The following is a 25,312-nucleotide window of genomic DNA, read 5'->3' on the forward strand; positions in this document are numbered from 1 at the left end:
CCTACACCCTACACCTTACACCTTACACCCTACACCTTACACCTTACACCTTACACCTTATACCTTACACCTTATACCTTACACCTTAGGCCGAAGCTTCGGCCAGAAGTGGTGGCCTTCTGCCTTCAATACTGTCCGACAAAAACCGGTACACCTTCTGCAACTCCGGATGCTGCTGCAGCAACGCAATATGTTTTTGTATCGTTTGCGTATCATGACGGATGGCGGGACCTGTCTGAACTGCTGCCGCTGGCAATTCCTGCAAACGCTCACCGGTTTCGCGGATTAAGGGAATGAGTTGCTCGAAGCTGATGCCCTCGCGACGGCAGTAATCCTGCGCCAGACGATAGAGATAGTTGGTGAAATTATTAACGACCACCGCAGCCAGATGCAGTTTTACCCGTTCATCAGCCGAAGCCGTTAACACATGATCAAAGGCGATGGAATGTGCCAGCGACTCCAATACACTTTTTGCACGCTCATCATTTCCCTCAAAAAAAACAGGTATGTCCGGCAATACTTTTCTTTCTTTATTCAGGCTCTGCAACGGATAAAACACACCGTAGTGATCGCTTACACGCGACAAAACCTCTGCAGGCACCGATGCGGCCGTATGCGCCACCACTTTGCCCGGAAACTCCAGACCGGCAACCACTTCGTTGATCGCGTTGTCTGATACCGCTATCAAATACACATCCGCCTGGCGGTTGATCAACGTTTGGTAATTGACAGATTCCGTATCCCATTCGTACGCGAGTTCGCTCGCCGCCGACGCATTGCGACTTACTACCTGCACGATTTTATGTCCGGCTCTGATAAACTTGCGTCCCAGCACGGCGGCAGTATTGCCCGAGCCAATTATCACAATATTCATAGATGGTTGTTCAGCTTTAGCATTAGTAAGATAGATTTGCAGCGATGAAATGGATTCAGCAAATGGCACTTGCATTTGTCCGTACAAAATTGCGGATGACGGCGGTTATCTCAAAAAAAGAAGCAGGGAAGCAGGCTTTCCGGCTTTTTTGCACACCTCAGTTTCGCAACCGCGATGCGGTGCCTCCGCTTTTTGCCAACGCCGAACAGATTTCTTTTTCTTTTGCCGGCGAAACGATCCATGGTTTCCGCGTTAATCCCGGCGGAAGGATGAAGGTATTGCTAATTCACGGCTTTGAATCATCGGTGGTCAACTTTGAAGTCTATGCCGCAGGTTTTGCCGCCAAAGGACTCGAAGTACTGGCATTTGACGCTCCGGCACATGGACTCAGTACAGGCAAACGCATCAATGCGCTGCAATACCGCGACTTCCTGCTGGAAGTCATGCACCGCTTCGGACCCGTTGAAGCTGCCATGGCGCATTCTTTTGGCGGACTCGCGCTTTGCCTGGCCATTGCCCAGCAACCGGTCCTTCCCCCTTTGAAAATAGCGCTGATCGCCCCGGCCACCGAAACCACTACTGCCATCGATCAGTTCTTTAAGATCGCCGGGATCAAAGATCCGGAAGTACAGGCCTCTTTTCTGCAGCAAATACATACAATCAGCGGGCGCGACGCCACCTGGTTTTCCATTACCCGGACACTTGGCCCCATTACCGCGCACTCAAAGATTCTGTGGATACACGATACCGACGACCGCATTACGCCTTATGCGGATACCGCCGCCGTACGCGAAATCCACAACCCGCACCTCGAATTTATAACGACTTCCGGCCTGGGCCACCGGCGCATTTACAGAGACGAACAGGTGATAGCAAAAGTGCTGGCCTTCATCCCCTGAACTCCTCAGGGGTAACAATTTGTTTTTACCGGTGATCTAATCTGGCAGGACTCTTGCTTCTATAACCCGGCACGTTAAGCGCTCAACTACTCTGTATGCGAAAAGCAATCATCAGATCTGCCAGCTCATCCTTTTTTGCTGTTGCAGGCATTTCCTTTCTTCTTATTTTCATCGCGGGAATGAAACATCCGCTCATGAATGATCAATCATCTGTTGAAAAGACTTATTCTTACCTGGCCCTTGGCGATTCCTATACTATCGGGGAAAAAGTAACCCGCCCCGAAAACTTTCCCAATCAACTGGCTTCCGGCTTGCGCGAACGCGGCATTAACTGCCGGGTACCGAAGATCATAGCCAAAACCGGCTGGACAACAGATGAGCTGGAAACCGGCATTTCACAGAGCCGGCTTCGCCGGAAATATGACCTGGTAACCCTGCTGATCGGTGTAAACGATCAATATCGTGGACGCCCGGTAGTAGATTATATTCCCCGTTTTGAAGCTTTACTCAAAAAAGCGATTGCTTTTGCCGGCGATAAACCCTCCCATGTGGTGGTGTTCTCTATCCCCGACTGGGGCGTTACGCCTTTTGCACAGGGCCGCGACCGCAACCTTATCGCTTCCGAAATAGATGCATTCAATGCCGCCAATGAATTGGTGTCCCGCAAATACGGTGTACATTATATTTCTATAACGCAAGGCTCGAGAAGAGCGTCCGACGACGTGGAACTGCTCACAACCGACGGCCTCCACCCTTCCGGTAAAATGTATGCGCAATGGACAGCGGATGCGCTGCCCTACATTATGAAGGAACTTCACTAAAACGATTTCTCCGATATACCGCCATCGGGCCGGGTATGGATAAGCGCATGCGCCATGCCAACGAATAATCCCGTTTCCACCACCCCCGGAATAATCTGCAACGCTTTGTCGAGCGCAGCAGGATCGTCGATAACCCCAAATTCCACATCCAGGATAAAATTGCCGCTGTCGGTTACAAAGGGTTCTTCGCCTTTGCGGCGGAGTTGAATGCCGGCTACGCCGAATTGTTCCGTTATTTTCCGTTGCACCTGCCGGTAGCCGAACGGAATGACTTCTACGGGTAAAGGGAATTTCCCCAGTTTCTCCACCAGCTTGGTAGGATCGGCTATAATGACCAGTTTATCCGAGGCCGCCGCTACCAGTTTTTCGCGAAGCAAAGCCCCGCCACCGCCTTTGATCAGGTTGCCCGAAGGATCGGCTTCGTCTGCCCCGTCGATGGTCAGCTCCAGGCGCTCCACTTCATTTAATTCTTTTACCTGCCAGCCGGCCTGGCGGGCCAGCCGTGCAGACTGTTCGGATGTTGGCACCACCGTAAGATTGGCATTTTTGGGAAAACGATCCTGCAATTCTTCTATTAACCATTTGACCGTGCTGCCGGTACCGAGTCCGAAAGTCATTCCAGGGCTGATCAGTTTGGCAGCCTGGCGACCGGCCTTTTCCTTCAATCTTTCTGTTGGAAGCATAGCGCTTTTTGTTTGACCCACTAAATTATGCCATTTGCTAACTAATAATGGCCATTGACCAACCGGATTAGGCAATGTGTTGCCATTAAGTGTATCCTTGTATTGGTTTTTCATAGGATATTGGATTAAAGAACGGGGCTGGATTTTTATCCTGGCCCTTTTTTATTTTTCACCCTTCTTGCCCGCCAAATCTGACCCGGTCGTTGCTTTACAGGAAAAATTAATTATTCTTGCTTTAACTTGCACCCGCCGCCCGGCGGCAGGATCAATTAATTACGGAGCGATTATGGCGAAAAACCTGTTAATAGTAGAAAGCCCTGCAAAGGCGAAAACCATAGAGAAAATTCTTGGAAAAGACTTCCAGGTGAAAAGCTGCTTCGGGCATATCCGCGACCTGGAGAAGGCCGGCATGGGTATCGACCTCGAAAACAACTACGAACCGCGTTATATTATTTCAGACGATAAAGAAAAGGTGGTCAGAGAGTTAAAAACCCTGGCCAATAAATCTGAAGAAGTATGGCTGGCAACGGATGAGGACCGTGAAGGTGAGGCCATCAGCTGGCATTTGTGTGAAGTGCTGGGCCTCGACCCCGCTGTTACCAAACGCATTGTTTTCCACGAAATCACCAAACCCGCGATTCAGAAAGCAGTTGAGCAACCACGGAAACTCAACATGAACCTCGTGAATGCACAGCAGGCCCGCCGCGTGCTGGACCGGATTGTGGGTTTTGAACTCAGCCCCGTGCTCTGGCGCAAAATGAGCATGCGTAACAACCTCAGCGCCGGACGCGTGCAGAGTGTGGCCGTAAGACTGATTGCCGAACGTGAACGGGAGATCAACGCGTTCCTCACGCAAAGCAGCTTTCGCATCGACGCCTTCTTTACCGCACCGGATAAAGACCAAAAGCCGATCACGTTTAAAGCGGAAGGCCGCAAATTTGAACAGGCAAAAGACGCTGAAGCATTCCTGAATGAGTGTGCCGGTGCCGATTATACCGTAAAAGATATACAGGTTAAACCCGGCAAACGTACACCTGCTCCTCCATTTACCACTTCTACCCTGCAGCAGGAAGCTGCACGTAAACTGGGATACGGCGTGGCGCGTACCATGCAGATCGCACAACGCCTGTATGAAAATGGTCATATCACGTACATGCGTACCGACAGCGTAAACCTGAGCGATACGGCCCTTGGGGATATCACCAATACCGTTAAAGGCCTTTACGGAGAACGTTATCACCAGTTCAGAAAATACAAAAACAAAAACCAGAGTGCACAGGAAGCGCACGAAGCCATCCGCCCCACGTACATGAACAATACGACCGTGGAAGAGCCGGAATGGCGCCGTTTGTATGAACTGATCTGGAAACGCACCATGGCCAGCCAGATGGCCGACGCAGAACTCGAAAAGACCGTTGCCAAAATAGACATCTCCACCAACCGCGAAGAGCTCACCGCCTCCGGTGAAGTGCTGAAATTCGACGGCTTCCTGAAAGTATACCGCGAAGACAAAGACGATGACGAGGAAGAAGAAACACAGGAAGGCATGCTGCCGCCATTGGTGAAAGGACAGGATCTTCCGCTCCGCGAAATGAAGGCTACGGAAAAATTCTCCCGTCCACTTCCGCGTTATACCGAAGCTTCATTGGTGAAGAAACTCGAAGAACTTGGCATCGGACGCCCTTCTACTTACGCTCCTACTATTTCTACCATCCTCAAAAGAGGTTATGTAGAAAAAAGAGATAAAGAAGGTGTACTGCGCGAATACCGCGTGCTGGTGCTCAAGAACGACAAGATCAGCAAGGAAATGCACCAGGAAACAACGGGCGCGGAGAAAAGCAAACTCTTTCCTTCCGACCTCGGGCTGGTAGTGACTGACTTTCTCAAGCAATACTTCGAAGACATCATGGACTACGGCTTCACGGCACGTATCGAAGGTGAATTTGACGAAGTAGCCGAAGGCAAGCTGAAATGGAATAAAATGATCGATGACTTCTACAGTCCTTTTAAAGAAGATGTAGACAAGACCATCGAAACCGCCGAGCGGATCAAAGGCGAACGAGAACTGGGCATCGATCCGGAAAGCGGCAAGCCTGTTGTGGCGCGTATGGGCCGTTATGGCCCCATGGTGCAGATTGGTAGTGCCGATGATGAAGAAAAGCCTCGCTTCGCCAAAATACAGACCGGACAAAGCATCGAGACCATCACCTATGAAGAAGCCATGGAGCTCTTCAAAATACAGGGCACGTTCGGAGAATTTGAAGGAAAAGATATTTCCGTTGGCGTGGGACGTTTTGGTCCTTATGTGAAATGGGGTGATGAATTTATTTCCATTCCCCGCGGCACGGACCTGGCTACCGTTGATCTCAACAAAGCGATCCAATTGATCGAAGAGAAAAAAGTAGCCGACGCACCGATTGCGATGTACGACGGTAAACCCGTAACCAAAGGAACCGGGCGTTTCGGTCCGTTTATCAAATGGGATGGCATGTTCATCAACGTGCCGCGCCGTTATGACTTTAATAATCTTTCGCAGGGTGATATCAACGAACTCATCGATGCAAAAGTGAAGAAGGAAGAGAACCGTTATATCCAGCGTTGGGCAGATGATAAAATTGCCATCGAGAATGGCCGTTGGGGTCCGTTCATCCGCTTTGGCAAAAAGATGATCAAGATGGCGCGCAAAGCTGACGACAGTAAGTACACGCCGGAAGAAGCCTCGTTGCTGACGTTGGAGGAAGTGAAGAAAATGATTGAAGCAGAAGTGCCCGGCGCTTTCAACGCTCCTGCTAAAAAAGCTGCAGCGAAAAAGTCCGGCACCAAAAAAGCGGCACCCAAGAAAAAAACCGCAGCCAAAAAAGCAGCACCCAGGAAAAAGAAGTAACACATTTCCTTATAACAAGAAGAACGGTCCCTCCATCAGGGACCGTTCTTCTTCTATTCATTCACAATTGACGATTCACTCCCGAGGCTTCGGGATGACGATTCACTTATTACCTGCTGCCCTTCACAATATTTTCCATTTTCATTGTCATGGGAATCTTTTGTCCCATTGCCTCGGCATTGGCCGTGAGATCCATTGTTTGTCTGCCGTCACGGATATAACCATCTTTTACTCCTACATTCATCGTACCTGATGCGGTTCCTTTCATATCCACTTCCATCTCGATGCCGTTCTGATTCATCTTGCCTTTGCTGTCAATCTTGCCGACAGAACGTATCACGGCTATATCGCCCTTTACTTCCACCAATTCGTATTCTGTCTTCATTTTTACATCCATTGACCCGGTGTTGACTTTAATATCCTTGTTCCATTTGTCGCCTGGTTTAACGGGTTTGTCGGGATAAAACTGGAAGCTCTGGCCAAACATGCTGTTCAGTTGTTGTTCGGAAAGCATCTGCTCCAGTTGTGCGCGGCTCTGCGCATCGGTGGACATGGCATCCATCAATGAATCAGTGCCTGATACGGCCGTTATTTCATTTTTTTCATTCATCGTCAGCACTACTCTTTTATTCTGCATGCGTTCCCCGATGCCGTTGTCGGGTATCGGCGACTCCTGGTCACCCATTTTCATACCGGCATCCATCTTGAAATTTTTGTAGGTGAGCGCTACTTCTTTTGTGGTGCCGTCATTTTTTATCACATCAAATTCGGAAAGGCCGCCAATGTTCATGGTTGTTGTCATTTCCTGGCCCATAATGGCCATATCGATATTCATTTTAGTATCCACATCAAGGGTAAACTTGTCGCCTTCCTTGAGTTGCATAGCCAGCGTGATGCCTTCACCGCTTCCGGCATTGCTTTTTTTGTCCTTACAGGCAGAAAAAGAAAATAAGACGAGCAGCAGTAATACGCTGCCGGTCCACAGGGATTTGTTGGTTGATTTACTTGTCATGACAATTGATTAGGTATTGTTTGTTGGATGATGAAGATAAATAAAAAGCCCCCGCAAAAAGCAAGGGGCGAGTTGTTTTCCACAGGACCAACTTAATTCCGTAACCTGATCGTACCGACGTCGGTATCCCTTCCTGCCTGGAGATTCACCGTGAAACTGGTATCCCGGTACCCGTTACGTGTGGCGTTGATCAGTACCAAAGCACTGCTGCCGCGCAAACCTCTTATTTTGAAACGGCCGTCGTGCCGTTCGGGAATAGCGATCAGCGTATCACCGTTGGCCACCGCCGACACTACGGCGCGTGCGTCGTCGGGCCACACTTTTCCTTTGAGGCCGGCGGTGCGCGCAGGCACAAATAATTTGAGTTTAGGTTTCAGCACAAACCGGTTGTTGCTCACTTTCACGATTGAAGCACCTGCGTCGAAATCGAGCCACAACTGCAATTCGTCGGACGTTACTTCGTCAATGTCTTGTCCGCGCACCTGGATCGTTACCGTATTGTTATTATTCCATAAGGTCAGCGGATACGATACACTATCCACTACAACACTGTTCTGAGTGCCCAGTACCAGTTTGATCTTGTTGATGCGGCCCGCGATGGTAAATCCGTTTGCCAGTAAAGTATCGGTACCGTTCGACAGATCGAGCAGGTTGTAAACACCGGGCCTGATATCCAGCGTATCCCACACGGAGCAACGGTATTCATCATCATCATAACAATCATTGCCGTTGTTGTCGCGGCCACGGCAACTGTCGGGGATCACCTGCACAATTACCTGCCGGATATCCACATTTACCTTATCAAAGTTTACAGGATTATCGGAAAGAAAAATGCGTACCCGTTGCTGTCCTTCAGGTACCTTACTACTGTCTTTTTCCTTCTGACAGGCAAAGGGAATCGACAGCACAAATAGCAAGACGGCCGAGCACAGCGCGCCAAGACGGAGGTGTTTCATACGTTGCATGGTTTTGTGGTAAAAAAATAAATCATTCAGCCAGGAATGGCTGCTCATTACGCGGCAGAAGAAGGATCAGGTGCAGAAAAGGAGAACAGCATTTTTGGTCTAACGTAAAAGCCCGTCTTAAAAGTGTATAATGTGCATTACTTTGTCCGGGCTTCATCAACAAAAACTATTCCTCAACGAATTCCGGTGGATAAGTTTATCCTGCCATTCACTCAACTGAATACGGTATTTTTATAGAGAAAATTGACTTCCATGAAAATGCCATTCCTTATCTGCCTGTCACTCATCATCAATAATGTGCTGGCGCAACTTCCTGACCCGGAATTTCCTCCGGGATTTATTTTACATACGCGACTGCACAATGGTCTTTTGACGAAAATGAATTCCTCACCCGATCGTTATGCCGGAGGTTTGCAGCTGGTGCCGCAGGTAACGGTAATACCACATCGTTTACGTGCGGGTGTTTCGGCGGGTGTGTTTTATGCAGATCATAAAGTGCAGGCGCTGGCGGGTCCGTCGATAGCGTGGAAGATAAAAACATTACATGCGTCTTTCTTTGGCAGTGCCGGTAATATTCACCTGGCTGCCGATCATTGGTGGGGCACGCGTGGACAGGCGTTTGCCGGCGGGAGTTTCAACCTTGACCTTGGCAATTTATTGGTACTTGGGCTGTCAGCGCACCGCGATTACAGCCGCGGTAATTGGTGGCTGCAGCAGACGCTGGCGGTGAGGATCAGTAAGAAGAAAGTGGAGAAGGAACCGTTTAATGAATAAGAGAATGGAACGACGTGAATCGTCAATCGTAAATCGTGAATAAACAGCCGTTGTAGGTTTTAAGTTATAGGTATTAGGTGTAAGGTATAAGGGTTAGGAATAGGTAATAAATCAATTCACGATTCACGATTGACGATTGACGATTCACGATTGACGATTCACGATTGACCCCCTTTTGAATTTTGAATTATGAAAAGAGCACTTGTGATCAGCGGCGGCGGTTCGAAAGGCGCTTTTGCCGTAGGCGTGGTAAAAAAATTACTCGCCACCTGGCCGGGACTTGAATTCGATATCCTGGTCGGCACCAGCACGGGATCGCTGGTCACGCCGTTTGTAGCGCTTGATGAACTTCCATTGGTGGAAGAACTATACACGACACAAACCACCGACAAAATTCTCACCACTTACAATCTTGGCGACCGCCTGACCAGCCATTCTATTTTCGGTAGTAATCCCTTGTGGGAATTGCTCACCAGATACCTGCCGGAAAACAAAGCACAACAACTACTCGATCATCCGGCTTATCTCGCATTCACGACCGTTTGCCTGCAAACCGGGCAACTGGAAGTATTTGCCAACCGCGACATCTCTCCTGCTCCCCGGCATTATGTGCACAGCCGTTTACGCAGTCCCCTGCATTTACAAAAAGCGGTGATGGCGTCGGCCAGCCAGCCGGTGTTCATGCCGCCGGTGATGGTCAACAAAGGCGTGCCTGGTGCCGGAAATGAAATGTATCAATATGTGGATGGCGGCGTGCGTCAGTATGCAGGTATAGAAATGGCCATCGATGCGGGCGCAACGGAGATATTTACCATACTGCTCTCGTCGGGCAAGGACGATCCGGTTACCACTCCGTTCAAAGACCTGTTTTCCATTTTACAACAAACCATTGCCATCTTTACCGATGATGTGGGGAAAAACGACCTGATCATTCCACAACAGTACAATGAAGCGCTTACTTATATCGATGCCGTGCAACGCAAGATGAAACGGCAGGGTGTAAGTGCTGAAGACATCGCCAATTACTTCCATATCCGCGGACGCGAGAGTCCGTACGAAGAAAAAATACCGATCCGTATGTTCACCATCCGTCCTGACAACCCGTTGGGCGGCGGCCCCGGTGGCCTGGTATTTGATCCGGCTGAAATGACCGGCATGGTGGCCGCAGGAGAAAAGGCAGCAGGCAATTTCATCGCTTCGCTGCCGCCCGGAGAGATAAGCTGGGCCTGATTCTGCAACGGAAAGCACATCTGTGGAAAAGTTTAACGATTACATGTCGGGCACTATCAGGAACTTGTGACGTATCTGCATGGAAGATAACAAGGAAATATCAGCCCTTTTCCACCTGATCGACGACCCTGATGAAGAGGTTTTTGATGTGATCTCGCGCCGCATCGTCGATTATGGCAAACCCATTATTCCCCATCTCGAACATTTGTGGGAAAGCACCCCCGACGAGCCTACGCAGGAACGCATCGAGTTGCTGATCCACCGCCTTCATTACACCGATCTTACCGAGGATATCCGTCAATGGAACGACGCCGGTCACCACGACCTGCTGGTGGGTTCATTACTCGTATCCAAATTCATGTACCCCGACCTGGCCACGGCGCCGGTTTTGATGGAGATCGAAAAGATCCGCAGAAATGTGTGGCTGGAACTCAACAACTACCTTACGCCGCTGGAGCAGGTGAATGTGGTCAGGAACATCCTGTATCACTATTACGGCCTGAAAGGTGTGGACATCAATTATGCCGAGCCCAAAGAATTCCTGCTGCACAAAACGATCGAAAGCAAACGCGGCAACCAGCTTGCCAATGGCATCTTATACTTACTCATCTGTGAGTTGCTGGACATACCCGTTCAACATGTCAATATCCCGCAACAATTTGTAGTCGCTTATTTCCGGCAGGGCCGCAGCAACACGTTTCAACCTTCATCACCGGAAGAAGCCTCCAATCCGCGGCAGTTTATCGAGTTTTTCATTGATCCCTCGTCGGGGCAGGTATTTACCCATCACGACGTGGAAACCTATTTCCGGCGGTTATCCATTGATCCGCTGCCCGTTTACTTCGAACCGCGCTCCAACAAAGAAGTGATCAAAACCCTGCTGAAGGAGTTCAGTAAGTGCTTTTCAGGCGAACAGGACCGCTACAAGCAGGAAGAATTGCTCCGGCTGGCATCACTTTTGGATTAAAAAGGTATTAGTAACTTTACTACTCACCAATCCTTTTTATCATGAAAGTGAATATTGGCATCACCGAAAAGAACCGGCAGGCCGTAGCTACCGAGCTCAACAAATTATTGGCAGACGAACATATCCTTTACAACAAAACGCGTAACTATCACTGGAGCATCGAAGGTCCGAGCTTCATGGAGTTTCACAAACTCTACGAGCAGCAGTACACGTTGCTGGCCGAAGTGATCGACGAGATTGCCGAAAGGATCCGTACGATCGGACATTTTGCCGAAGGCCGGCTGAAAGAACTCATCAAACTTGCATCACTCGACGAACCGGAAGCACCCACCAAACAAAGTGAGCAGATCGCCAACCTCGAGTCCGATCACGAAACCATCATCATCCGTCTCCGCAAACTGATCAAAGAATTCGACGAAGATTATAAAGACGTAGGCTCCGCCGATTTCATCACCGGTCTGCTGAAGACTCATGAGAAAATGGCGTGGATGCTTAGGAGTTATTTGCGCTAAAGCGCAAATAACAATGTGGAAATGTGTAAATGTGCCTTGCTTCGCAAGGATACATTCCTAAATAAAAAAAGGGAACGACCTTTCGCTCGTTCCCTTTTTCAATTCAAAAGAATTCTTGTATTCCATTTTCACATTTCCACACTTACACATTTTCACATTTACAGACTCCACCCTTCCCTGTAACTTCTCTTCACAAACTCATTCGCTTCATCGAAGTTGGTCACCTTCATGTTTTTGGCGTCCCACAGGAGTTTCTTGCGGCCCACATATTTATCCTCCCAGCCTTTGCGTTTGGGATTCAGCATCATCCAGCTACGGATGGCGAGGTTGCCCATCAGGATGCTTTCGGTAAAGGGTCCTGCATATTCGAAGGGAGAACTTGTTACACCTTTTCCATATCCCGCGATACAGGCATTCACCCATTGGATATAATGTCCTTCGGGTACGCGCTTGATTTTTTCCGCAGGCATTTTTGTTTCCTTCATCAAACGTGTAGGCAGCAGTCTGGGATTGGCGCCGTAGCAATCGAGCAGCAGTTTACCTTTTTTGCCGACCAGCAACACGCCACCGTCCCAGTTACCAAACGGTTCACCCGGTAATAATTCTTCCGGTAATTGCGGCAATAGTCCGCCATCATACCAGGATACTTTGATCTTGCCTTTACCATCCGTCCGCGGATAGTTGAGGTGAATGATTGAAGACGGAGGTGCGCTGTCAACATAATTACCTTCGGCCCACATGTCTTTCCATACGTTAGATACGCTGCATTCAGCGGAATCCGGATACAGGATCGGCAGGATGCGGTAGATCGGATCCATGATATGACAAGCCATATCGCCTAAGGCGCCGGTACCGAATGCCCACCAGCCGCGCCAGTTGAACGGTACGTAGGCCGGATTGTAATCGATATAAGGTGCGGGGCCGAGCCACAGGTCCCAGTCGAGTTCCTTCGGCACGGCGTGTTTGCCGGTTGGAGTGGGAATCCCCTGTGGCCAAACCGGACGATTGGTCCAGGCATGCGCTTCTATTACTTCGCCGATTAAGCCAGCATCATACATTTCCTTAGCTTTTCGCACGCCATCCCCCGACCCGCCCTGGTTGCCCATTTGCGTCACTACTTTGTACTTGCGTGCCGCTTCTGCGAGCTGGCGTGCTTCATAGATATCGTGCGTGAGTGGTTTCTGCGTATACACGTGTTTGCCCATGGCCATAGCGGCCATCGTGGCTACCGCGTGGGTATGATCCGGTGTGGAAATGGATACCGCATCGATGTTGTTCTTCTCAGCCTGCAACATCTTGCGGAAGTCTTTATAATAATTTGCTTTGGGAAAACGCTCGCGGCTTTTGGCGGCGGCCCTGTCATCCACATCGCACATGGCAACGATATTGACATTTGGACTTTTGGCAAATTCGGCGAGATCACTTTCGCCCTTTCCACCCGCACCAATGCCGGCGATATTGAGTTTATCACTGGGCGCAACATATCCGCGGCCCAATACGTGGCGCGGAACAATTACGAAACCTGCGCCTGCTACTGCGGCCTGACGTATAAAGGTTCTCCTGGAAGATTTTTTCATCGGCAAACTTTTGCTTAAGGTAAATTCAACCGCTGACATCAGCAAATAAAATCGTCCTCAATAAAACAATTATTAGATTCGTAAAAAAAAGAATGATTTCCTGGGAAGATTTTGAAAAGATAGACATGCGTACTGGTACCATACTCGAAGCCACTGTTTTTGCGAAAGCAAGAAAACCGGCTTATCAATTGTCGGTGGATTTCGGAGAATTGGGCATAAAGAAATCTTCGGCGCAGATCACCGTTCATTATACACCGGAAGAATTAGTGGGCAGACAGGTAATAGCCGTAGTAAATTTTCCGCCCAAGCAGATCGCCAACTTCATCAGCGAATGCCTGGTACTTGGTATTTATGATGCAAACAATGATGTGGTGTTATTAAGTCCCGGCAAGCCCGTTCCCAATGGTTTAAAAATTGGCTGAACAACTTTACCATACCACCTATCAGTCGCCGCTTGGCAAGCTTAAAATTGCGGTTACGGATACCTGTGTGCGGATGGTGGAGTTTATGAAAGAAGACGAAGCCATTCCGCCAGCAAACGACAGCCCCCTGCTTACAGATTGCGTGCAGCAGCTCATCGAGTATTTCCAGGGAGAACGCCGTGTATTCGATCTTCCGCTCGACCAGCCCGGCACGGGCTTTCAGCAACAGGTATGGAACCTGCTTTGCGTGATCCCTTATGGCAAAACGATCAGTTATCTCGATCTGGCGCTGCAGTCGGGAGACCGGAACAATACACGCGCCGTAGCCAATGCGAATGGCCGCAATCGTATCGCCATCATTGTTCCCTGTCACCGGGTGATCGGGCACAACGGCAGCCTTACCGGTTATGCCGGCGGACTATGGCGCAAGAAATGGTTGCTCGAACTCGAACTGAAATGGACACACGGCGTGCAGACGCTTTTTTGAAACGCCGTGAATCGTCATCCCGAAGTCTCGGGAGTCAATAAGTCAATAGGTGAATAAGTGAATGAAATGCGCTCCCTGAGGCCGAAGTATCGGGCCGATACTTCGGCCCCCGAAGGGCTCGAAGGATTATTTACCCGTGGAAGTTTCCAGTTCGGTGCGGGTAAACGCGAAAGGCAATAACAAACTTGCCGCCGGAATCACCCAGATACGTCCCTCCTGTCCTGACAGTATCAGCCGGATCGGATGATCGGTTCTTCCTTCGTATTCCAGCAATGCCTGGCGGCACATGCCACAAGGCGATATCGGATGATCATTCTCCCCTTCGCTGTTGTAGGAAATAGCCAGCGCATCGATGCCTTCACCGGGATATTGCATGGCCGCATTGCCCAGCAAAATACGTTCAGCGCAAATGGTCACGGGATAAGAAGCGTTTTCCTGGTTGGTTCCTTTTACAATCGCGCCACTGGTGAGACGGGCGGCAGCACCTACATGAAAATGAGAATAAGGAGCGTAAGCAAGTCTGGTCACTTCACGGGCCGACTGCAGCAATGCCGCATCTGCCGGTTCCAGTTCGCTGACCGAGGTATATTCTTTATAAGAAAAATGAATCGTTTTTTCTGTCATATGGTTCTGTTGACCGATAAAAAATGCCCCTCGTTCGACAGGGGCATTTAAAGGTAAACTATTTTATAATGTTAAACAACCGTTTCCACCGTGGTCCCTTGTCCCAACTCATCCAGATCATCCACGCTTTACCAACGATATGATCTTCGGGTACAAAGCCCCAATAGCGGCTGTCCTGTGATTTGTGACGATTGTCACCCATCATCCAGTAATAATCCATTTTGAATGTATAACTGGTCGCTTCTTTATCGTTGATGAACACTTTACCATTAAACTCCTGCAATTTGTTGTTTTCATACACCTCGATACAACGGCGATAAAATAACATGTTGCGTGGAGTGAGTTCAACGCTTGCACCTTTTTTCGGTACCCAGAGTGCATGGTCATAAGCAAAGCTGTCTACCGACCAACTGATAGAACGGTCATAAGGGAACATAGCTCCCGGAGCGGTTGGTTCAATCTCTTTCTGAATAGACGCCACATCAACACTTGCAATACCTTTTAGTTTTTCCAATTCACCAACGGAAAGATTGGCGCGGAACATATTGCCGCCAATCGAAGAAAAGTCTTTTGCTCCTCCTTCCGAATCGCCCATATTGAGACGGATGCCTGCCTCGCGGAGATCTTCTTCAGAAATGATCTGCCCCTGTTTCACCGTAAAACGATAGAACGTGGACGAGTGCGGCGGCACATAAGCAGGTGCGCCGTTTACATACAAAACACCGGCAATGATTTGCAGTGAATCGCCGGCCACCGCTACGCAACGTTTTATATAGTTATCCGTTTTATCAACCGGATGAATGGCCAGCGGATATTCATCGGGATTGCCCAGGATAGCTTGGCGTCCGAGCGCGCGCACCATCTGGTAATAAGGTACAGCCGACTGGAATTCGGGTCTGTTGATAACAGTATCCCCTTCGGGAAAATTAAATACTACCGCATCATTTCTTTTTACCGGCGAGGCGAACCAGCGGATATAAGGCAGTTCAATCGCTGTTGAATAAGATTTGCGGCCGCTGCTTCCCGGCAGGTAGTTGTGCATGAACGGCACACTCAGCGGTGTATTGGGGATACGTGGTCCATAGCTCAGTTTGCTTACAAACAGGAAATCGTTTATCAGCAATGTTTTTTCCATCGAGCTCGAAGGAATGGTATAGGCTTCGAATACAAATGTGCGGATCAACGTAGCCGCTACGATGGCGAAGATGGCCGCATCCACCCATTCGCGCCATGCGGCCTTTTTATAATGTTTCACTACATCGGGACCAACGTAACGCAGATCTTTTCTGCCGGCCAGCCAGGGAAAATAAAACGGCGCAAACAAAGAGGCCATGATATGTTCACCAAATGAGTAGCGGGCAAATACTTTGGCAAATTCTATGAAGATACCCGGCGTAATGAACCACCCTACCACAGGAATGAATTGCCAGAACACCCAGTGTTTCGGACGTTTCGCAATGTCCTGCATAACCCAAGTATTGTAAAAAGGAACGTAGGCTTTCCAGGATTCACGACCAGCTTTCGCAAAAAGTTTTGCGAGACCGAATGAAGGAAGAAAAACCAATAAAACACTGATCAGGTATACAACCAGGATGTGTTGAAGCGGCATGGGCCTTTATTTTTTGTTGCTCAAAAGTAGTTTATCTCTTTACCGCGTCCTGCGCAGCCATTGAAAGATTTTGTGAAATCATTTGCCGGCTCAACGGGGCAATACATAACTTTTCACATCTTCCGCGGTAATGACTTTACCGGAAAGGATCACGAGGCGCTCTACCACGTTGCGCAGTTCACGGATGTTACCGGTCCAGTCGTAATTCTGCAGCGACTGCATGGCATTGTCGTCGATGCTTTTCTTTGCCACGCCATAATCGGCGCAGATATCGTCGAGGAACTGGTCCACCAGCAGCGGAATATCCTGCCTGCGATCATTCAGAGAGGGTACGTGAATAAGAATCACGCTGAGGCGGTGATATAAGTCGAGACGGAAGTTTTTATCCTCTACTTCTTTGAGCAGGTCTTTGTTGGTAGCCGCGATTACGCGCACATCCACGCTGATATCTTTATCGGCTCCTACGCGGGTGATTTTTCCTTCCTGCAGGGCACGCAGCACTTTTGCCTGTGCACTGAGGCTCATATCGCCGATCTCATCGAGGAAAAGTGTACCGCCGGTAGCCTGTTCAAACTTACCGATGCGTTGTTTGATGGCAGACGTAAACGAACCTTTCTCGTGTCCGAACAATTCGCTTTCGATCAGTTCGGTGGGAATGGCTGCACAGTTCACTTCAACGAGTGGCCCTGTGTTACGGTTGCTTTTTTCGTGTACCCAGCGGGCCACGAGTTCCTTACCTACCCCGTTCTCACCGGTGATGAGGATACGGGCCTCCGTAGGCGCCACCTTTTCGATCGTTTCCTTGATCTTGAGGATGGGATCGGATTCGCCGATCATCTCCTGTACGCGGCTTACTTTGCGTTTGAGCACCTTTGTTTCAGTAACCAGGTTGCTTTTGTCCATCGCGTTGCGGATGGTGATCAGCAGGCGGTTAAGATCCGGTGGTTTGGAAATATAATCGTAGGCACCTTTTTTCACAGCTTCCACGGCGGTTTCAATGTTGCCATGTCCGGAGATCATGATAATGGGAACATCGGGATTTGACTCTCCGGCTTTCTGTAAAAATTCGATACCGTCTATTTTCGGCATTTTGATATCGCAGAGCACCACGTCGTAGGTCTTTTCACGGAACTTCTTCAGTCCTTCTTCCCCGTCGGCGGCTTCGTCGATCGTATAACCTTCGAAAGAAAGAATTTCACTCAGTGTCTTGCGGATGGCCTTTTCGTCGTCAATGATCAATATATGCGGCATAGTAAATCAGGTCAATTGCATTTAAATCGGCAATCAGGGGTCAAACTTATTGATTTTTACGGTAATCCGGGCACCGTTGACGGAGAGAATCAGGTTATTGGCGAAGTAGCGGAAGATCAGGGCAAAAAAAAGGCCGGATAGAAATCCAGCCTCGTTGTAAAATCCAATATCCTATGAAAAACCGTAACAAAGATGCATGTTATGCGGCAAAACGCTGCATCAATCTGAAAATAATTATCCAGAGTATTTTTACGATTTATATGAAAAAACGCCACATAAATGTGGCGTTTCCCAGTCTTATATTAGTAAAATTACTTCTTCGTGTACATTACCTCTTTCACGATTTTTACGGTGCGCTCTACGTTTGGCAGGGCGGCAGCTACCAGGTTAGGTGCATAGTGCAGCGGCGCGTCGGCGGCGGTGATCCGGCGGATCGGCGCATCGAGATAATCGAATCCTTCCTTCTGAATGCGGTAGGCGATCTCGGAAGATACAGAGGCGAAAGGCCATTGTTCTTCTACAATCACGAGACGGTTGGTCTTCTTCACACTCTCCAGGATGGTCTGCCAGTCGAGCGGGCGGATGCTGCGCAGGTCGATCACCTCAGCGCTTACGCCTTCTTTTTCGAGCTCGGCAGCGGCACCCAGGGCCACTTTCATCATTTTATTGAAAGAAACGATCGTAACATCGGTACCGGCTCTCTTCACGTCGGCTTTACCGAGTTCGATATAATATTCTTCTTCGGGAACTTCCATTTTATCGCCGTACATCTGTTCACTTTCCATGAACATAACGGGATCTTCTTCGTAGCGGATGGCTTGTTTCAGCAGACCTTTTGCGTCATACGGGTTGCTGGGAGAAACCACTTTGATCCCGGGAATGTTGGCATAAAGCGCTTCGAAAGCCGTAGAGTGCTGGGCACCCAACTGACCGGCAGAGCCGTTACCACCACGGAATACGATGGGGCAGGAAATCTGTCCGCCGCTCATGGCGAGCATTTTTGAAGCGGTATTGAGGATCTGGTCCAATGCCAGTACGGCAAAGTTCCAGGTCATGAACTCAACAACCGGGCGGAGGCCGTTTTGTGCGGCGCCTACACCCACTGCGGTAAAGCCCAGCTCGGCGATCGGTGTGTCGATCACGCGTTTGGGACCAAATTCGGCCAGCATACCCTGGCTCACTTTATAGGCTCCGTTGTATTCGGCTACTTCTTCACCCATTAAAAAAACACGTTCGTCCCTTCTCATCTCTTCGGACATTGCCTCACGCAGGGCCTCACGGAATGCGATAGTTCTTGCCATGTTAATCCTTTACGTTTAAAGTGCCGCAAATTTAAGCGACAGAGGGGATAAAACCTAAAATGAAATCCATCCCGGGCCAATGGTATCTTTGCTACATGCAAGGAACCGAACAATTTGATCTGGTTATCGTTGGCGGAGGCCCTATCGGACTGGCCTGCGCGCTGGAAGCCCGGAAAGCAGGACTCCGTTATGTGGTGATCGAAAAAGGCGCACTCACCAACTCAATCTTTCATTACCCGGTTAATATGACTTTTTTCTCCACCTCTGAAAGGCTGGAGATCGGCGGCGTGCCCTTCGTCAGCAATAATCCCAAGCCCACCCGGGCCGAAGCACTCGAATATTACCGCAGGGTGACCCAGGGTTTCGACATCCCTGTGAGGCTTTACGAAGAAGTAACAGCTATCAAAGGAGAAAATAACCGGTTTCTGGTAACCACCACCCGTGGAGAATACAAGGCGGCTAAAGTCATCATTGCAACCGGCTTCTACGATATTCCCTATAAACTGAATATTCCCGGAGAAGACCTGCCCAAGGTTACCCATTACTACAAAGAACCCCACCCCTATGCTTTTCAGAAAGTAGTGGTAGTGGGCGCGCAGAACTCAGCGGTGGATGCCGCATTGGAAACCTGGCGCAAGGGCGCGGAAGTAACGATGGTGATCCGCCAACCGGAAATAGGTAAACGGGTAAAATACTGGGTACGGCCAGATATCCTCAACCGCATCGAGGAAGGATCTATCAAGGCATATTACAATGCAAAGCTGCTTGAAGTGCGCGAAAAAGAAGTAGTGATTGAAACAGAAAACGGGGTGGTGACACTCGAGAACGACTGGGTGATTGCGGCAACCGGTTATCAGCCCAACCTGGCCTTTCTGCGCAAGATCATGATCAATTTGTCGGAAGATGAGGTAATGTGTCCTGTAGTGGATGCGGACACGCAGGAGTCCAGCGTGCCCGGCATCTTTCTCGCCGGCGTGATCTGCGGGGGCATGAACACGCATCGTCTTTTTATCGAAAACTCGCGCGAACACGCCGTAAAGATCATGCAGGCGATCACTAAACAGCTTGCTTAGAAGTTGAAATGTGCGCCTGCTCCGAGCACGTTGGTACGCGGTCTGTTCAGTCCTTCGTAGTAGGAGAACCGTATTTCCACATTTTTCTGACGACGGCCCACCGCGAAGCGCATGCCGATGTTGGCAGCCGCACCAAAGCTTGTAACGCTGCGCGTTCGTTTATACAAATACAGGTCGTTCGGATCATAATATTCTTCTACAAAATCACCGTAGTGAAAGCCTGCACCCGCACCGGCAAATAAACCGAATCGTTTTTTGGTGTCGCGGGTAGCACCGGCGCCCCAGTTGAAATCGATCATGAGCGGCGCATTGATCATAAAATTGATATCATCTTCGAAATCGTAATCATCAAAATCATCGGAATAAGCATAACTACCGAAGCCAACGGAGATTGGCAGCCCCACCGACAGGGAACTATTTTCTTTTTCCATAAAATGAAAACGCGGGGTGTAATTGAGCGCAGAGAAAAAAACACCGGCGTCATCATTTTTCGCCAGGAAACCGCCTTGTACGCTCAGACCGATACCGTGCCGGAACGTTTGTGAATAAGCTGCAGAAATAAAAAGACTGAGTGTTAATACGAGTAAAATACGTTTCATAATTTGCGTTGATTTCCCTGTAGACAACCTTAACTAAAAAAACCCTCACCTGTAAGGGCAAGGGTTTTCGCTTTTAATAATATATTAACGTTAGTCGATATTTTCCAATACCAGCGCACTGGCACCGCCACCACCGTTACAGATACCGGCCGCACCGTATTTAAATCCGTTTGCTTTCATTACATTGATCAGGGTAACCAGGATGCGCGCGCCGCTTGCGCCGAGAGGATGACCGATCGATACTGCGCCACCATGCATGTTTACACGTGCGGGGTCGAGTTTGAGGCGACGGCTGTTTTCAATACCCACCACCGCAAATGCTTCGTTGAGTTCCCAGCATTCGATATCGCTCATTTGCAGTCCTGCTTTTTCCACCGCTTTGGGCACCGCCAGCGAAGGCGTGGTGGTAAACCATTCGGGTGCCTGTTCGGCATCGGCATAACCGCGTATACGGGCAATCGGTTTCAAACCGAGTTCTTCCATTTTTTCCTTGCTAACGAGTACCAGCGCAGCAGCGCCGTCGTTCAGGGTTGATGCGTTGGCGGCAGTAACGCTGCCGTCTTTCTGAAAGGCGGGGCTCAGCGCAGGTATTTTATCAAATTTTACGTTCCAGGGTTCTTCGTCTTTTTCTACGACTACGGGATCGCCTTTGCGTTGGGGAATTTCAACGGAGATTACTTCGCTGGCAAATTTGCCGGCTTCCCAGGCGCCCTGGCTGCGCTGGTAGCTGCTGATGGCAAATGCATCCTGCTCCTCGCGTGTGATACCACATTCGCGTGCGCATAGTTCGGCGGCATTGCCCATTGCTTTGCCATCGTATACATCGGTAAGGCCATCTTTCACCAAACCATCTACCAATTGTGTATTACCATATTTATTACCCCAGCGGAGATTTTCCGTATAAAATGGCACGTTGCTCATGCTCTCCATGCCACCGGCTACCACAATGTCGGCATCGCCGAGCGCAATGCTCTGCGCCGCCTGTGACACGGCTTTCATACCGCTGGCGCAAACTTTATTGACCGTCGTGCAATTCACCTGATCGGGCAGTCCGGCAAATTTCGCAGCCTGACGTGCAGGTGCCTGTCCAAGATTGGCCTGGATTACACAGCCCATCAATACGTCCTGCACTTGTTCGGGTTTCAGTCCTGCACGTTCTACCGCACCGCGGATAGCAGCAGCACCCAATTGTGTAGCGGTTAAAGATTTCAGTGCACCACCAAAACTTCCGATGGGTGTGCGTACAGCAGCAACAACATAAATTTCTTTCATATAGCGAAAGGATTTTTAAAATTTGAGGATGCTAAGATAACACTTGTTAGTACAATACGGAAATGTGTCCGAAAGTACGGAGCCTGCAGCTACCGCACTTTCGGAATGTGGAAATATGTAAATGTGGAAATGGGGTTTTTAATTCCTGCATTCATCGCTTTTTCATTTTCACATTTTCACATCTTCACATTTACACATTTTTCCGCAGGAAAATCTTCCATCACATCAGTAAAACTTAACATTGACAACAGCTATGCCCTGTCGTTAGTTTTAACCCAGTTTTACCAAAACCAGTGCTTCCCACCTGCAAGCACTTATTCTAACGATTCAATAAACTTCAACTATTATGAAGCGGATGCTGCTTGCCATTGGGTATGGACTTTTTATGTACGTACCTGCCCAGGCCTCTCCCGGTTTTACCGACGATCACTACACGTATGACCGGTTCTATTTCCAGGAAAAAATTATCAACGGAAAAATTACCAATGATCGCGGCGAGCCGCTCTCCGGTGTAGCTGTGCAGATCAAAGGCACCACAAAAAGTACACTCAGTAAGGAAGATGGAAGTTTCTCCATTGCAGCAGATCAGTTTCCCGCCATACTCACGTTTTCTTATGTGGGAATGGAAGCAAAAGAAGTGAGCGTGACCAGCACAGCCGATGTGCAGGTGCAGCTCAAGACCCTTGAAAATATCATGGACGATGTGGTAGTGGTCGGTTATACCACACAGAAAAAAGTAAACCTCACCGGCTCCGTCAGCAGCGTATCCGGCGCTACGCTCAGCCAGCGCCCCGCTCCTACTACTACCAATCTTTTACAGGGAAGAGTAACGGGTTTGCAGGTAGTGCAACCTTCAGGACAACCGGGCCGTGACGAAGCCTCCTTGTTAATACGTGGCCGCGGTTCTTTCCAAACGGCGAGTTCTCCGCTTGTGCTTATCGACGGTGTGGTGGGTTCGCTCGGCAACCTCTCACCCGATGACGTGGAAAACGTAACCGTATTAAAAGATGCGGCTTCCGCTTCCATCTATGGCGCACGCGCAGCTAATGGGGTGATACTCGTTACCACAAGAAAAGGCCGCAAAGGACAACCCGTTATCAGCTATCGTTTCAACATCGCACGACACAACGCAACGGCGTTGCCCGACTTCATTACCAATTCGGTGGAGTACATGGAAATGTACCGCAAAGCCGCGATCCGCCAGGGCTTGCCTGAGATTTATACACAGGCGCGCATCGATGCGTATAAAAATTCCACTGACCGCAACCTGTATCCCAATTTCGATTATGTAGATTACTATGTCAATCCCGCAACCGTTACCAATCACAACCTTTCCGTTTCCGGCGGCAGCGATAAAAGCACGTATAATTTCTCTCTGAGTTATCTCGATCAGGACGGTTTGTTGCCGGTATACAATTTCAAACGTTACAATGCCTTATTAAACTACAGCAATCAACTCAGCAAGTCGATTACATTCGGCACCTCGGTGAACGTAACTTATAAAAACCGTACGGATCCGCCGTTTCTGAACGACAACATGATGTTGCTGATCTATGCAGCAGGTCCATTATATGGTCCTTACCTTCCTGATGGCAGTGGCCGCATTGCACAGCGCGCCTACCAAAATGAAGGCCGCAACCGCAACCCCGCCACGGTGTTTGCCATGGGTTATCAAAATACCAAAGAGTATAACCTTAACGGGCAGGCTTATCTGGATATCAAATTGTTCAAAGGCCTTACCTGGTCTTCCAAAGTAGCCGTGAACTATATCGATGAATATTATAAAATGTACCAGCGTCCTGTCAATACCTATTTGTTGCAGGAAAGGGAAACGAATGGCGACTATAAATTTTTCGACAATGGTCCGCCCGATATCCTGGGTGTAACAGATCAGTACAGCAAGATCATCCAGCCAACGGTATACAGCACCCTGCGTTATGAAAAACGTATCGGCGATCACCAGATCGGTGCGCTCGCGGGTTATGAACAATTGTATTACCGTTATCAAACGCTGCGTGCCAACCGACCCAACAGCGCATTCCCCAACCTGACGGAACTGAGCGGTTATTCTCCGACCAACCAAACCTTGTTCAATACATCTCCGCGTCTGGCAGGCATCGGTACCAATCCGGCGGAATGGGCGATGCAGTCTTTTTTCGGCCGTGTCAATTATGATTTCAAAGGAAAATATTTGTTGGAAGCCAACCTGCGCTATGACGGCACCTCCAAAGTATCGCCGGATTACCGCTGGGGCGTCTTTCCTTCCTTCTCTGTTGGCTGGAGAGCTTCGCAGGAAGATTTTATCAGAGACCGTTTCAGTTGGATCAGCGACCTGAAACTGCGCGGCTCCTATGGCACGTTAGGAAACCAGGACATCAGCACTTACGCATATCAACGTATTCTGACAACAGACAACATCGGCTATCCTTTCGGCAACACTTCTCTTACACAAGGTGCCGTGCTCAATACACTCGTCGATCAAAGCGTACGCTGGGAATCCACCCGCGTGCTTGATCTTGGCTTTGATCTCGAGATCAAACGCGGGCTGCTGGGTATCACCTTCGACTGGTTCCGCAAAACAACCTCCGACATTCTCGCCAACCAACCGATTCCCTCCAGCCTGGGCCTGAGTGCGCCGATTGCCAACGACGGACGTTTGCGCAACCAGGGTGTGGAGTTGGAGCTTCGTCACCAACACACGATTGGCAAAGTGGGTTACGGCGTAAACGGATTGATTTCAATGGTAAAAAATAAAGTGTTGTACATCCGTACACCAAGTATTGGTTCCAATATCCGCCGTACCGGCGATGAATACGATGCGCATTACCTCTACGTGTGGGACGGTATTTTCCAGGTGGAAGACATCGGCAACCCGAGAGTTCCCGTGCATGCACTCAATCCCAATCCCAAACCCGGTGACCTTAAAATGAAAGATCTCAATGGTGATGGTGTGGTAGATGCCAATGACCGCAAAGTGGTGAAAGGTGCCTATCCCAATATCACTTATTCATTCGGCTTCAATGTTGACTATGCAGGCTTTGGACTGACCGGATTTTTCCAGGGCGTGGAAGGCACGGCAGCGCGCGTGAATAACTGGGGCATCGATCCGTTCATGCAGGGAACGGCGCCCACAACGAAGTGGCGCAATGCATGGACACCGGAGAACCGCAGCAACACGATGCCCGCTATGTATATTTCAGGTTACCAGGGTGTGGCCAACTACTCAGGCAGTACCTATTACCTGATGAATTCCTCTTACCTGCGTTTGAAAAATATCATGTTGTCCTACACATTCGGCAAGCCGGTCATTTCACGAATACGCGCGAGCAACCTGATGGTGTATGTATCGGCCGACAACCTCCTCACTTTTACGAAGTATGAAGGCGGCGATCCGGAGAGATCGGGTCTCACCGGCAACTTCGCACAATATCCGCAGGTAAAAATTTTCAACGCAGGTATCAACATCAAGTTCTAAC

At 49.3% G+C, this 25,312-nt stretch carries 22 protein-coding genes; 11 read left to right on the forward strand and 11 right to left on the reverse strand.

What is annotated here, in order from left to right; genetic code table 11:
• Positions 1–85 precede the first annotated feature (85 nt).
• Positions 86–949 (reverse strand): Rossmann-like and DUF2520 domain-containing protein, encoded by an 864-nt coding sequence (locus tag H608_RS21705; protein ID WP_081658837.1) that lies wholly within the window; start codon positions 947–949, stop codon positions 86–88.
• On the opposite strand from H608_RS21705, the gene H608_RS0108345 reads away from it, so the two are divergent.
• Complete coding sequence (locus tag H608_RS0108345; protein ID WP_028787281.1) at positions 919–1,773, forward strand: alpha/beta hydrolase; 855 nt, start codon at positions 919–921, stop codon at positions 1,771–1,773. The genes H608_RS21705 and H608_RS0108345 overlap by 31 nt on opposite strands.
• Before the next feature lie 95 nt (positions 1,774–1,868).
• Positions 1,869–2,594, forward strand: a complete 726-nt coding sequence (locus tag H608_RS0108355) for an SGNH/GDSL hydrolase family protein (RefSeq protein WP_245565740.1) — start codon at positions 1,869–1,871, stop codon at positions 2,592–2,594.
• Here H608_RS0108355 and rpiA read toward each other — a convergent pair.
• Positions 2,591–3,277 (reverse strand): ribose-5-phosphate isomerase RpiA, encoded by a 687-nt coding sequence (gene rpiA, locus H608_RS0108360; RefSeq protein WP_028787283.1) that lies wholly within the window; start codon positions 3,275–3,277, stop codon positions 2,591–2,593. The two genes, H608_RS0108355 and rpiA, sit on opposite strands and share 4 nt — an antisense overlap.
• Positions 3,278–3,563: 286 nt before the next feature.
• Here rpiA and topA point away from each other — a divergent pair, with 286 nt between their 5' ends.
• Positions 3,564–6,161: a type I DNA topoisomerase gene (gene topA / locus H608_RS0108365; protein ID WP_028787284.1), complete on the forward strand. Its 2,598-nt coding sequence runs from the start codon at positions 3,564–3,566 to the stop codon at positions 6,159–6,161.
• A gap of 109 nt (positions 6,162–6,270) precedes the next feature.
• On the opposite strand, the gene H608_RS0108370 is transcribed toward topA, so the two are convergent.
• Together H608_RS0108370 and H608_RS0108375 are read right to left on the reverse strand one after the other, a co-directional pair.
• Positions 6,271–7,173, reverse strand: coding sequence for a DUF6263 family protein (locus H608_RS0108370; protein ID WP_028787285.1), 903 nt, complete (start codon positions 7,171–7,173; stop codon positions 6,271–6,273).
• 92 nt (positions 7,174–7,265) lie between these two features.
• Positions 7,266–8,129, reverse strand: a complete 864-nt coding sequence (locus tag H608_RS0108375) for a DUF4382 domain-containing protein (RefSeq protein ID WP_162142857.1) — start codon at positions 8,127–8,129, stop codon at positions 7,266–7,268.
• A 261-nt stretch (positions 8,130–8,390) separates the two neighbouring features.
• On the opposite strand from H608_RS0108375, the gene H608_RS21710 reads away from it, so the two are divergent.
• The 4 genes from H608_RS21710 to H608_RS0108395 all read left to right on the forward strand — a co-directional run bounded on the left by H608_RS21710 (position 8,391) and on the right by H608_RS0108395 (position 11,621).
• On the forward strand, positions 8,391–8,912 hold the full coding sequence (locus H608_RS21710; RefSeq protein ID WP_038007857.1) for a hypothetical protein: 522 nt from the start codon (positions 8,391–8,393) through the stop codon (positions 8,910–8,912).
• Between the two features lie 189 nt (positions 8,913–9,101).
• Positions 9,102–10,142 (forward strand): patatin-like phospholipase family protein, encoded by a 1,041-nt coding sequence (locus H608_RS0108385; protein WP_028787287.1) that lies wholly within the window; start codon positions 9,102–9,104, stop codon positions 10,140–10,142.
• Positions 10,143–10,221: 79 nt separating this feature from the next.
• Complete coding sequence (locus H608_RS0108390; RefSeq protein WP_028787288.1) at positions 10,222–11,109, forward strand: transglutaminase family protein; 888 nt, start codon at positions 10,222–10,224, stop codon at positions 11,107–11,109.
• 41 nt (positions 11,110–11,150) lie between these two features.
• Positions 11,151–11,621, forward strand: a complete 471-nt coding sequence (locus H608_RS0108395) for a Dps family protein (RefSeq protein ID WP_028787289.1) — start codon at positions 11,151–11,153, stop codon at positions 11,619–11,621.
• A 158-nt stretch (positions 11,622–11,779) separates the two neighbouring features.
• Here the strand turns inward: H608_RS0108395 and H608_RS0108400 are convergent, their stop codons facing one another.
• Complete coding sequence (locus H608_RS0108400; protein WP_038007914.1) at positions 11,780–13,198, reverse strand: Gfo/Idh/MocA family protein; 1,419 nt, start codon at positions 13,196–13,198, stop codon at positions 11,780–11,782.
• A gap of 92 nt (positions 13,199–13,290) precedes the next feature.
• Between H608_RS0108400 and H608_RS0108405 the strand changes: the two genes are divergently transcribed.
• Both H608_RS0108405 and H608_RS0108410 read left to right on the forward strand, forming a co-directional pair.
• Positions 13,291–13,620, forward strand: a complete 330-nt coding sequence (locus H608_RS0108405) for a tRNA-binding protein (RefSeq protein ID WP_028787291.1) — start codon at positions 13,291–13,293, stop codon at positions 13,618–13,620.
• Positions 13,613–14,107 carry a methylated-DNA--[protein]-cysteine S-methyltransferase gene (locus tag H608_RS0108410; RefSeq protein ID WP_028787292.1) on the forward strand — a complete coding sequence of 165 codons (495 nt, stop codon included), beginning with the start codon at positions 13,613–13,615 and terminating at the stop codon, positions 14,105–14,107. The genes H608_RS0108405 and H608_RS0108410 overlap by 8 nt, the downstream gene beginning before the upstream one ends.
• A gap of 126 nt (positions 14,108–14,233) precedes the next feature.
• Here H608_RS0108410 and H608_RS0108415 read toward each other — a convergent pair whose 3' ends face one another.
• The 4 genes from H608_RS0108415 to H608_RS0108435 form a co-directional block, all read right to left on the reverse strand.
• Complete coding sequence (locus H608_RS0108415; protein WP_028787293.1) at positions 14,234–14,731, reverse strand: cytidine deaminase; 498 nt, start codon at positions 14,729–14,731, stop codon at positions 14,234–14,236.
• A gap of 58 nt (positions 14,732–14,789) precedes the next feature.
• Positions 14,790–16,340 (reverse strand): signal peptidase I, encoded by a 1,551-nt coding sequence (gene lepB / locus H608_RS0108420; RefSeq protein ID WP_028787294.1) that lies wholly within the window; start codon positions 16,338–16,340, stop codon positions 14,790–14,792.
• Positions 16,341–16,430: 90 nt separating this feature from the next.
• Positions 16,431–17,591: a sigma-54-dependent transcriptional regulator gene (locus H608_RS0108425; protein ID WP_028787295.1), complete on the reverse strand. Its 1,161-nt coding sequence runs from the start codon at positions 17,589–17,591 to the stop codon at positions 16,431–16,433.
• Positions 17,592–17,902: 311 nt separating this feature from the next.
• Positions 17,903–18,892 (reverse strand): pyruvate dehydrogenase complex E1 component subunit beta, encoded by a 990-nt coding sequence (locus H608_RS0108435; RefSeq protein ID WP_028787296.1) that lies wholly within the window; start codon positions 18,890–18,892, stop codon positions 17,903–17,905.
• 95 nt (positions 18,893–18,987) lie between these two features.
• Here H608_RS0108435 and H608_RS0108440 point away from each other — a divergent pair, with 95 nt between their 5' ends.
• Positions 18,988–19,965: a YpdA family putative bacillithiol disulfide reductase gene (locus tag H608_RS0108440; RefSeq protein WP_028787297.1), complete on the forward strand. Its 978-nt coding sequence runs from the start codon at positions 18,988–18,990 to the stop codon at positions 19,963–19,965.
• Here H608_RS0108440 and H608_RS0108445 read toward each other — a convergent pair.
• Both H608_RS0108445 and H608_RS0108450 read right to left on the reverse strand, forming a co-directional pair.
• Positions 19,962–20,564 carry a hypothetical protein gene (locus H608_RS0108445; RefSeq protein WP_028787298.1) on the reverse strand — a complete coding sequence of 201 codons (603 nt, stop codon included), beginning with the start codon at positions 20,562–20,564 and terminating at the stop codon, positions 19,962–19,964. The genes H608_RS0108440 and H608_RS0108445 overlap by 4 nt on opposite strands.
• Positions 20,565–20,654: 90 nt before the next feature.
• A complete protein-coding gene (locus tag H608_RS0108450) occupies positions 20,655–21,836 on the reverse strand; it encodes an acetyl-CoA C-acyltransferase (RefSeq protein ID WP_028787299.1) in 1,182 nt (393 codons plus the stop codon).
• A gap of 346 nt (positions 21,837–22,182) precedes the next feature.
• Between H608_RS0108450 and H608_RS21715 the strand changes: the two genes are divergently transcribed.
• Positions 22,183–25,311, forward strand: a complete 3,129-nt coding sequence (locus H608_RS21715) for a SusC/RagA family TonB-linked outer membrane protein (protein WP_081658838.1) — start codon at positions 22,183–22,185, stop codon at positions 25,309–25,311.
• Position 25,312: the final 1 nt, after the last annotated feature.

Source organism: Terrimonas ferruginea DSM 30193 (assembly GCF_000425585.1).
Classification (GTDB): domain Bacteria; phylum Bacteroidota; class Bacteroidia; order Chitinophagales; family Chitinophagaceae; genus Terrimonas; species Terrimonas ferruginea.

What these genes read in the sequence shown, in the direction of transcription:
- H608_RS0108345 (WP_028787281.1), top strand. Translation starts at nt 919, where the DNA reads ATGAAATGGATTCAGCAAATGGCACTTGCATTTGTCCGTACAAAATTG.
- H608_RS21705 (WP_081658837.1), bottom strand. Translation starts at nt 949, where the DNA reads ATGCAAGTGCCATTTGCTGAATCCATTTCATCGCTGCAAATCTATCTT.
- H608_RS0108355 (WP_245565740.1), top strand. Translation starts at nt 1,869, where the DNA reads ATGCGAAAAGCAATCATCAGATCTGCCAGCTCATCCTTTTTTGCTGTT.
- rpiA (WP_028787283.1), bottom strand. Translation starts at nt 3,277, where the DNA reads ATGCTTCCAACAGAAAGATTGAAGGAAAAGGCCGGTCGCCAGGCTGCC.
- topA (WP_028787284.1), top strand. Translation starts at nt 3,564, where the DNA reads ATGGCGAAAAACCTGTTAATAGTAGAAAGCCCTGCAAAGGCGAAAACC.
- H608_RS0108370 (WP_028787285.1), bottom strand. Translation starts at nt 7,173, where the DNA reads ATGACAAGTAAATCAACCAACAAATCCCTGTGGACCGGCAGCGTATTA.
- H608_RS0108375 (WP_162142857.1), bottom strand. Translation starts at nt 8,129, where the DNA reads ATGAAACACCTCCGTCTTGGCGCGCTGTGCTCGGCCGTCTTGCTATTT.
- H608_RS21710 (WP_038007857.1), top strand. Translation starts at nt 8,391, where the DNA reads ATGAAAATGCCATTCCTTATCTGCCTGTCACTCATCATCAATAATGTG.
- H608_RS0108385 (WP_028787287.1), top strand. Translation starts at nt 9,102, where the DNA reads ATGAAAAGAGCACTTGTGATCAGCGGCGGCGGTTCGAAAGGCGCTTTT.
- H608_RS0108390 (WP_028787288.1), top strand. Translation starts at nt 10,222, where the DNA reads ATGGAAGATAACAAGGAAATATCAGCCCTTTTCCACCTGATCGACGAC.
- H608_RS0108395 (WP_028787289.1), top strand. Translation starts at nt 11,151, where the DNA reads ATGAAAGTGAATATTGGCATCACCGAAAAGAACCGGCAGGCCGTAGCT.
- H608_RS0108400 (WP_038007914.1), bottom strand. Translation starts at nt 13,198, where the DNA reads ATGAAAAAATCTTCCAGGAGAACCTTTATACGTCAGGCCGCAGTAGCA.
- H608_RS0108405 (WP_028787291.1), top strand. Translation starts at nt 13,291, where the DNA reads ATGATTTCCTGGGAAGATTTTGAAAAGATAGACATGCGTACTGGTACC.
- H608_RS0108415 (WP_028787293.1), bottom strand. Translation starts at nt 14,731, where the DNA reads ATGACAGAAAAAACGATTCATTTTTCTTATAAAGAATATACCTCGGTC.
- lepB (WP_028787294.1), bottom strand. Translation starts at nt 16,340, where the DNA reads ATGCCGCTTCAACACATCCTGGTTGTATACCTGATCAGTGTTTTATTG.
- H608_RS0108425 (WP_028787295.1), bottom strand. Translation starts at nt 17,591, where the DNA reads ATGCCGCATATATTGATCATTGACGACGAAAAGGCCATCCGCAAGACA.
- H608_RS0108435 (WP_028787296.1), bottom strand. Translation starts at nt 18,892, where the DNA reads ATGGCAAGAACTATCGCATTCCGTGAGGCCCTGCGTGAGGCAATGTCC.
- H608_RS0108440 (WP_028787297.1), top strand. Translation starts at nt 18,988, where the DNA reads ATGCAAGGAACCGAACAATTTGATCTGGTTATCGTTGGCGGAGGCCCT.
- H608_RS0108445 (WP_028787298.1), bottom strand. Translation starts at nt 20,564, where the DNA reads ATGAAACGTATTTTACTCGTATTAACACTCAGTCTTTTTATTTCTGCA.
- H608_RS0108450 (WP_028787299.1), bottom strand. Translation starts at nt 21,836, where the DNA reads ATGAAAGAAATTTATGTTGTTGCTGCTGTACGCACACCCATCGGAAGT.
- H608_RS21715 (WP_081658838.1), top strand. Translation starts at nt 22,183, where the DNA reads ATGAAGCGGATGCTGCTTGCCATTGGGTATGGACTTTTTATGTACGTA.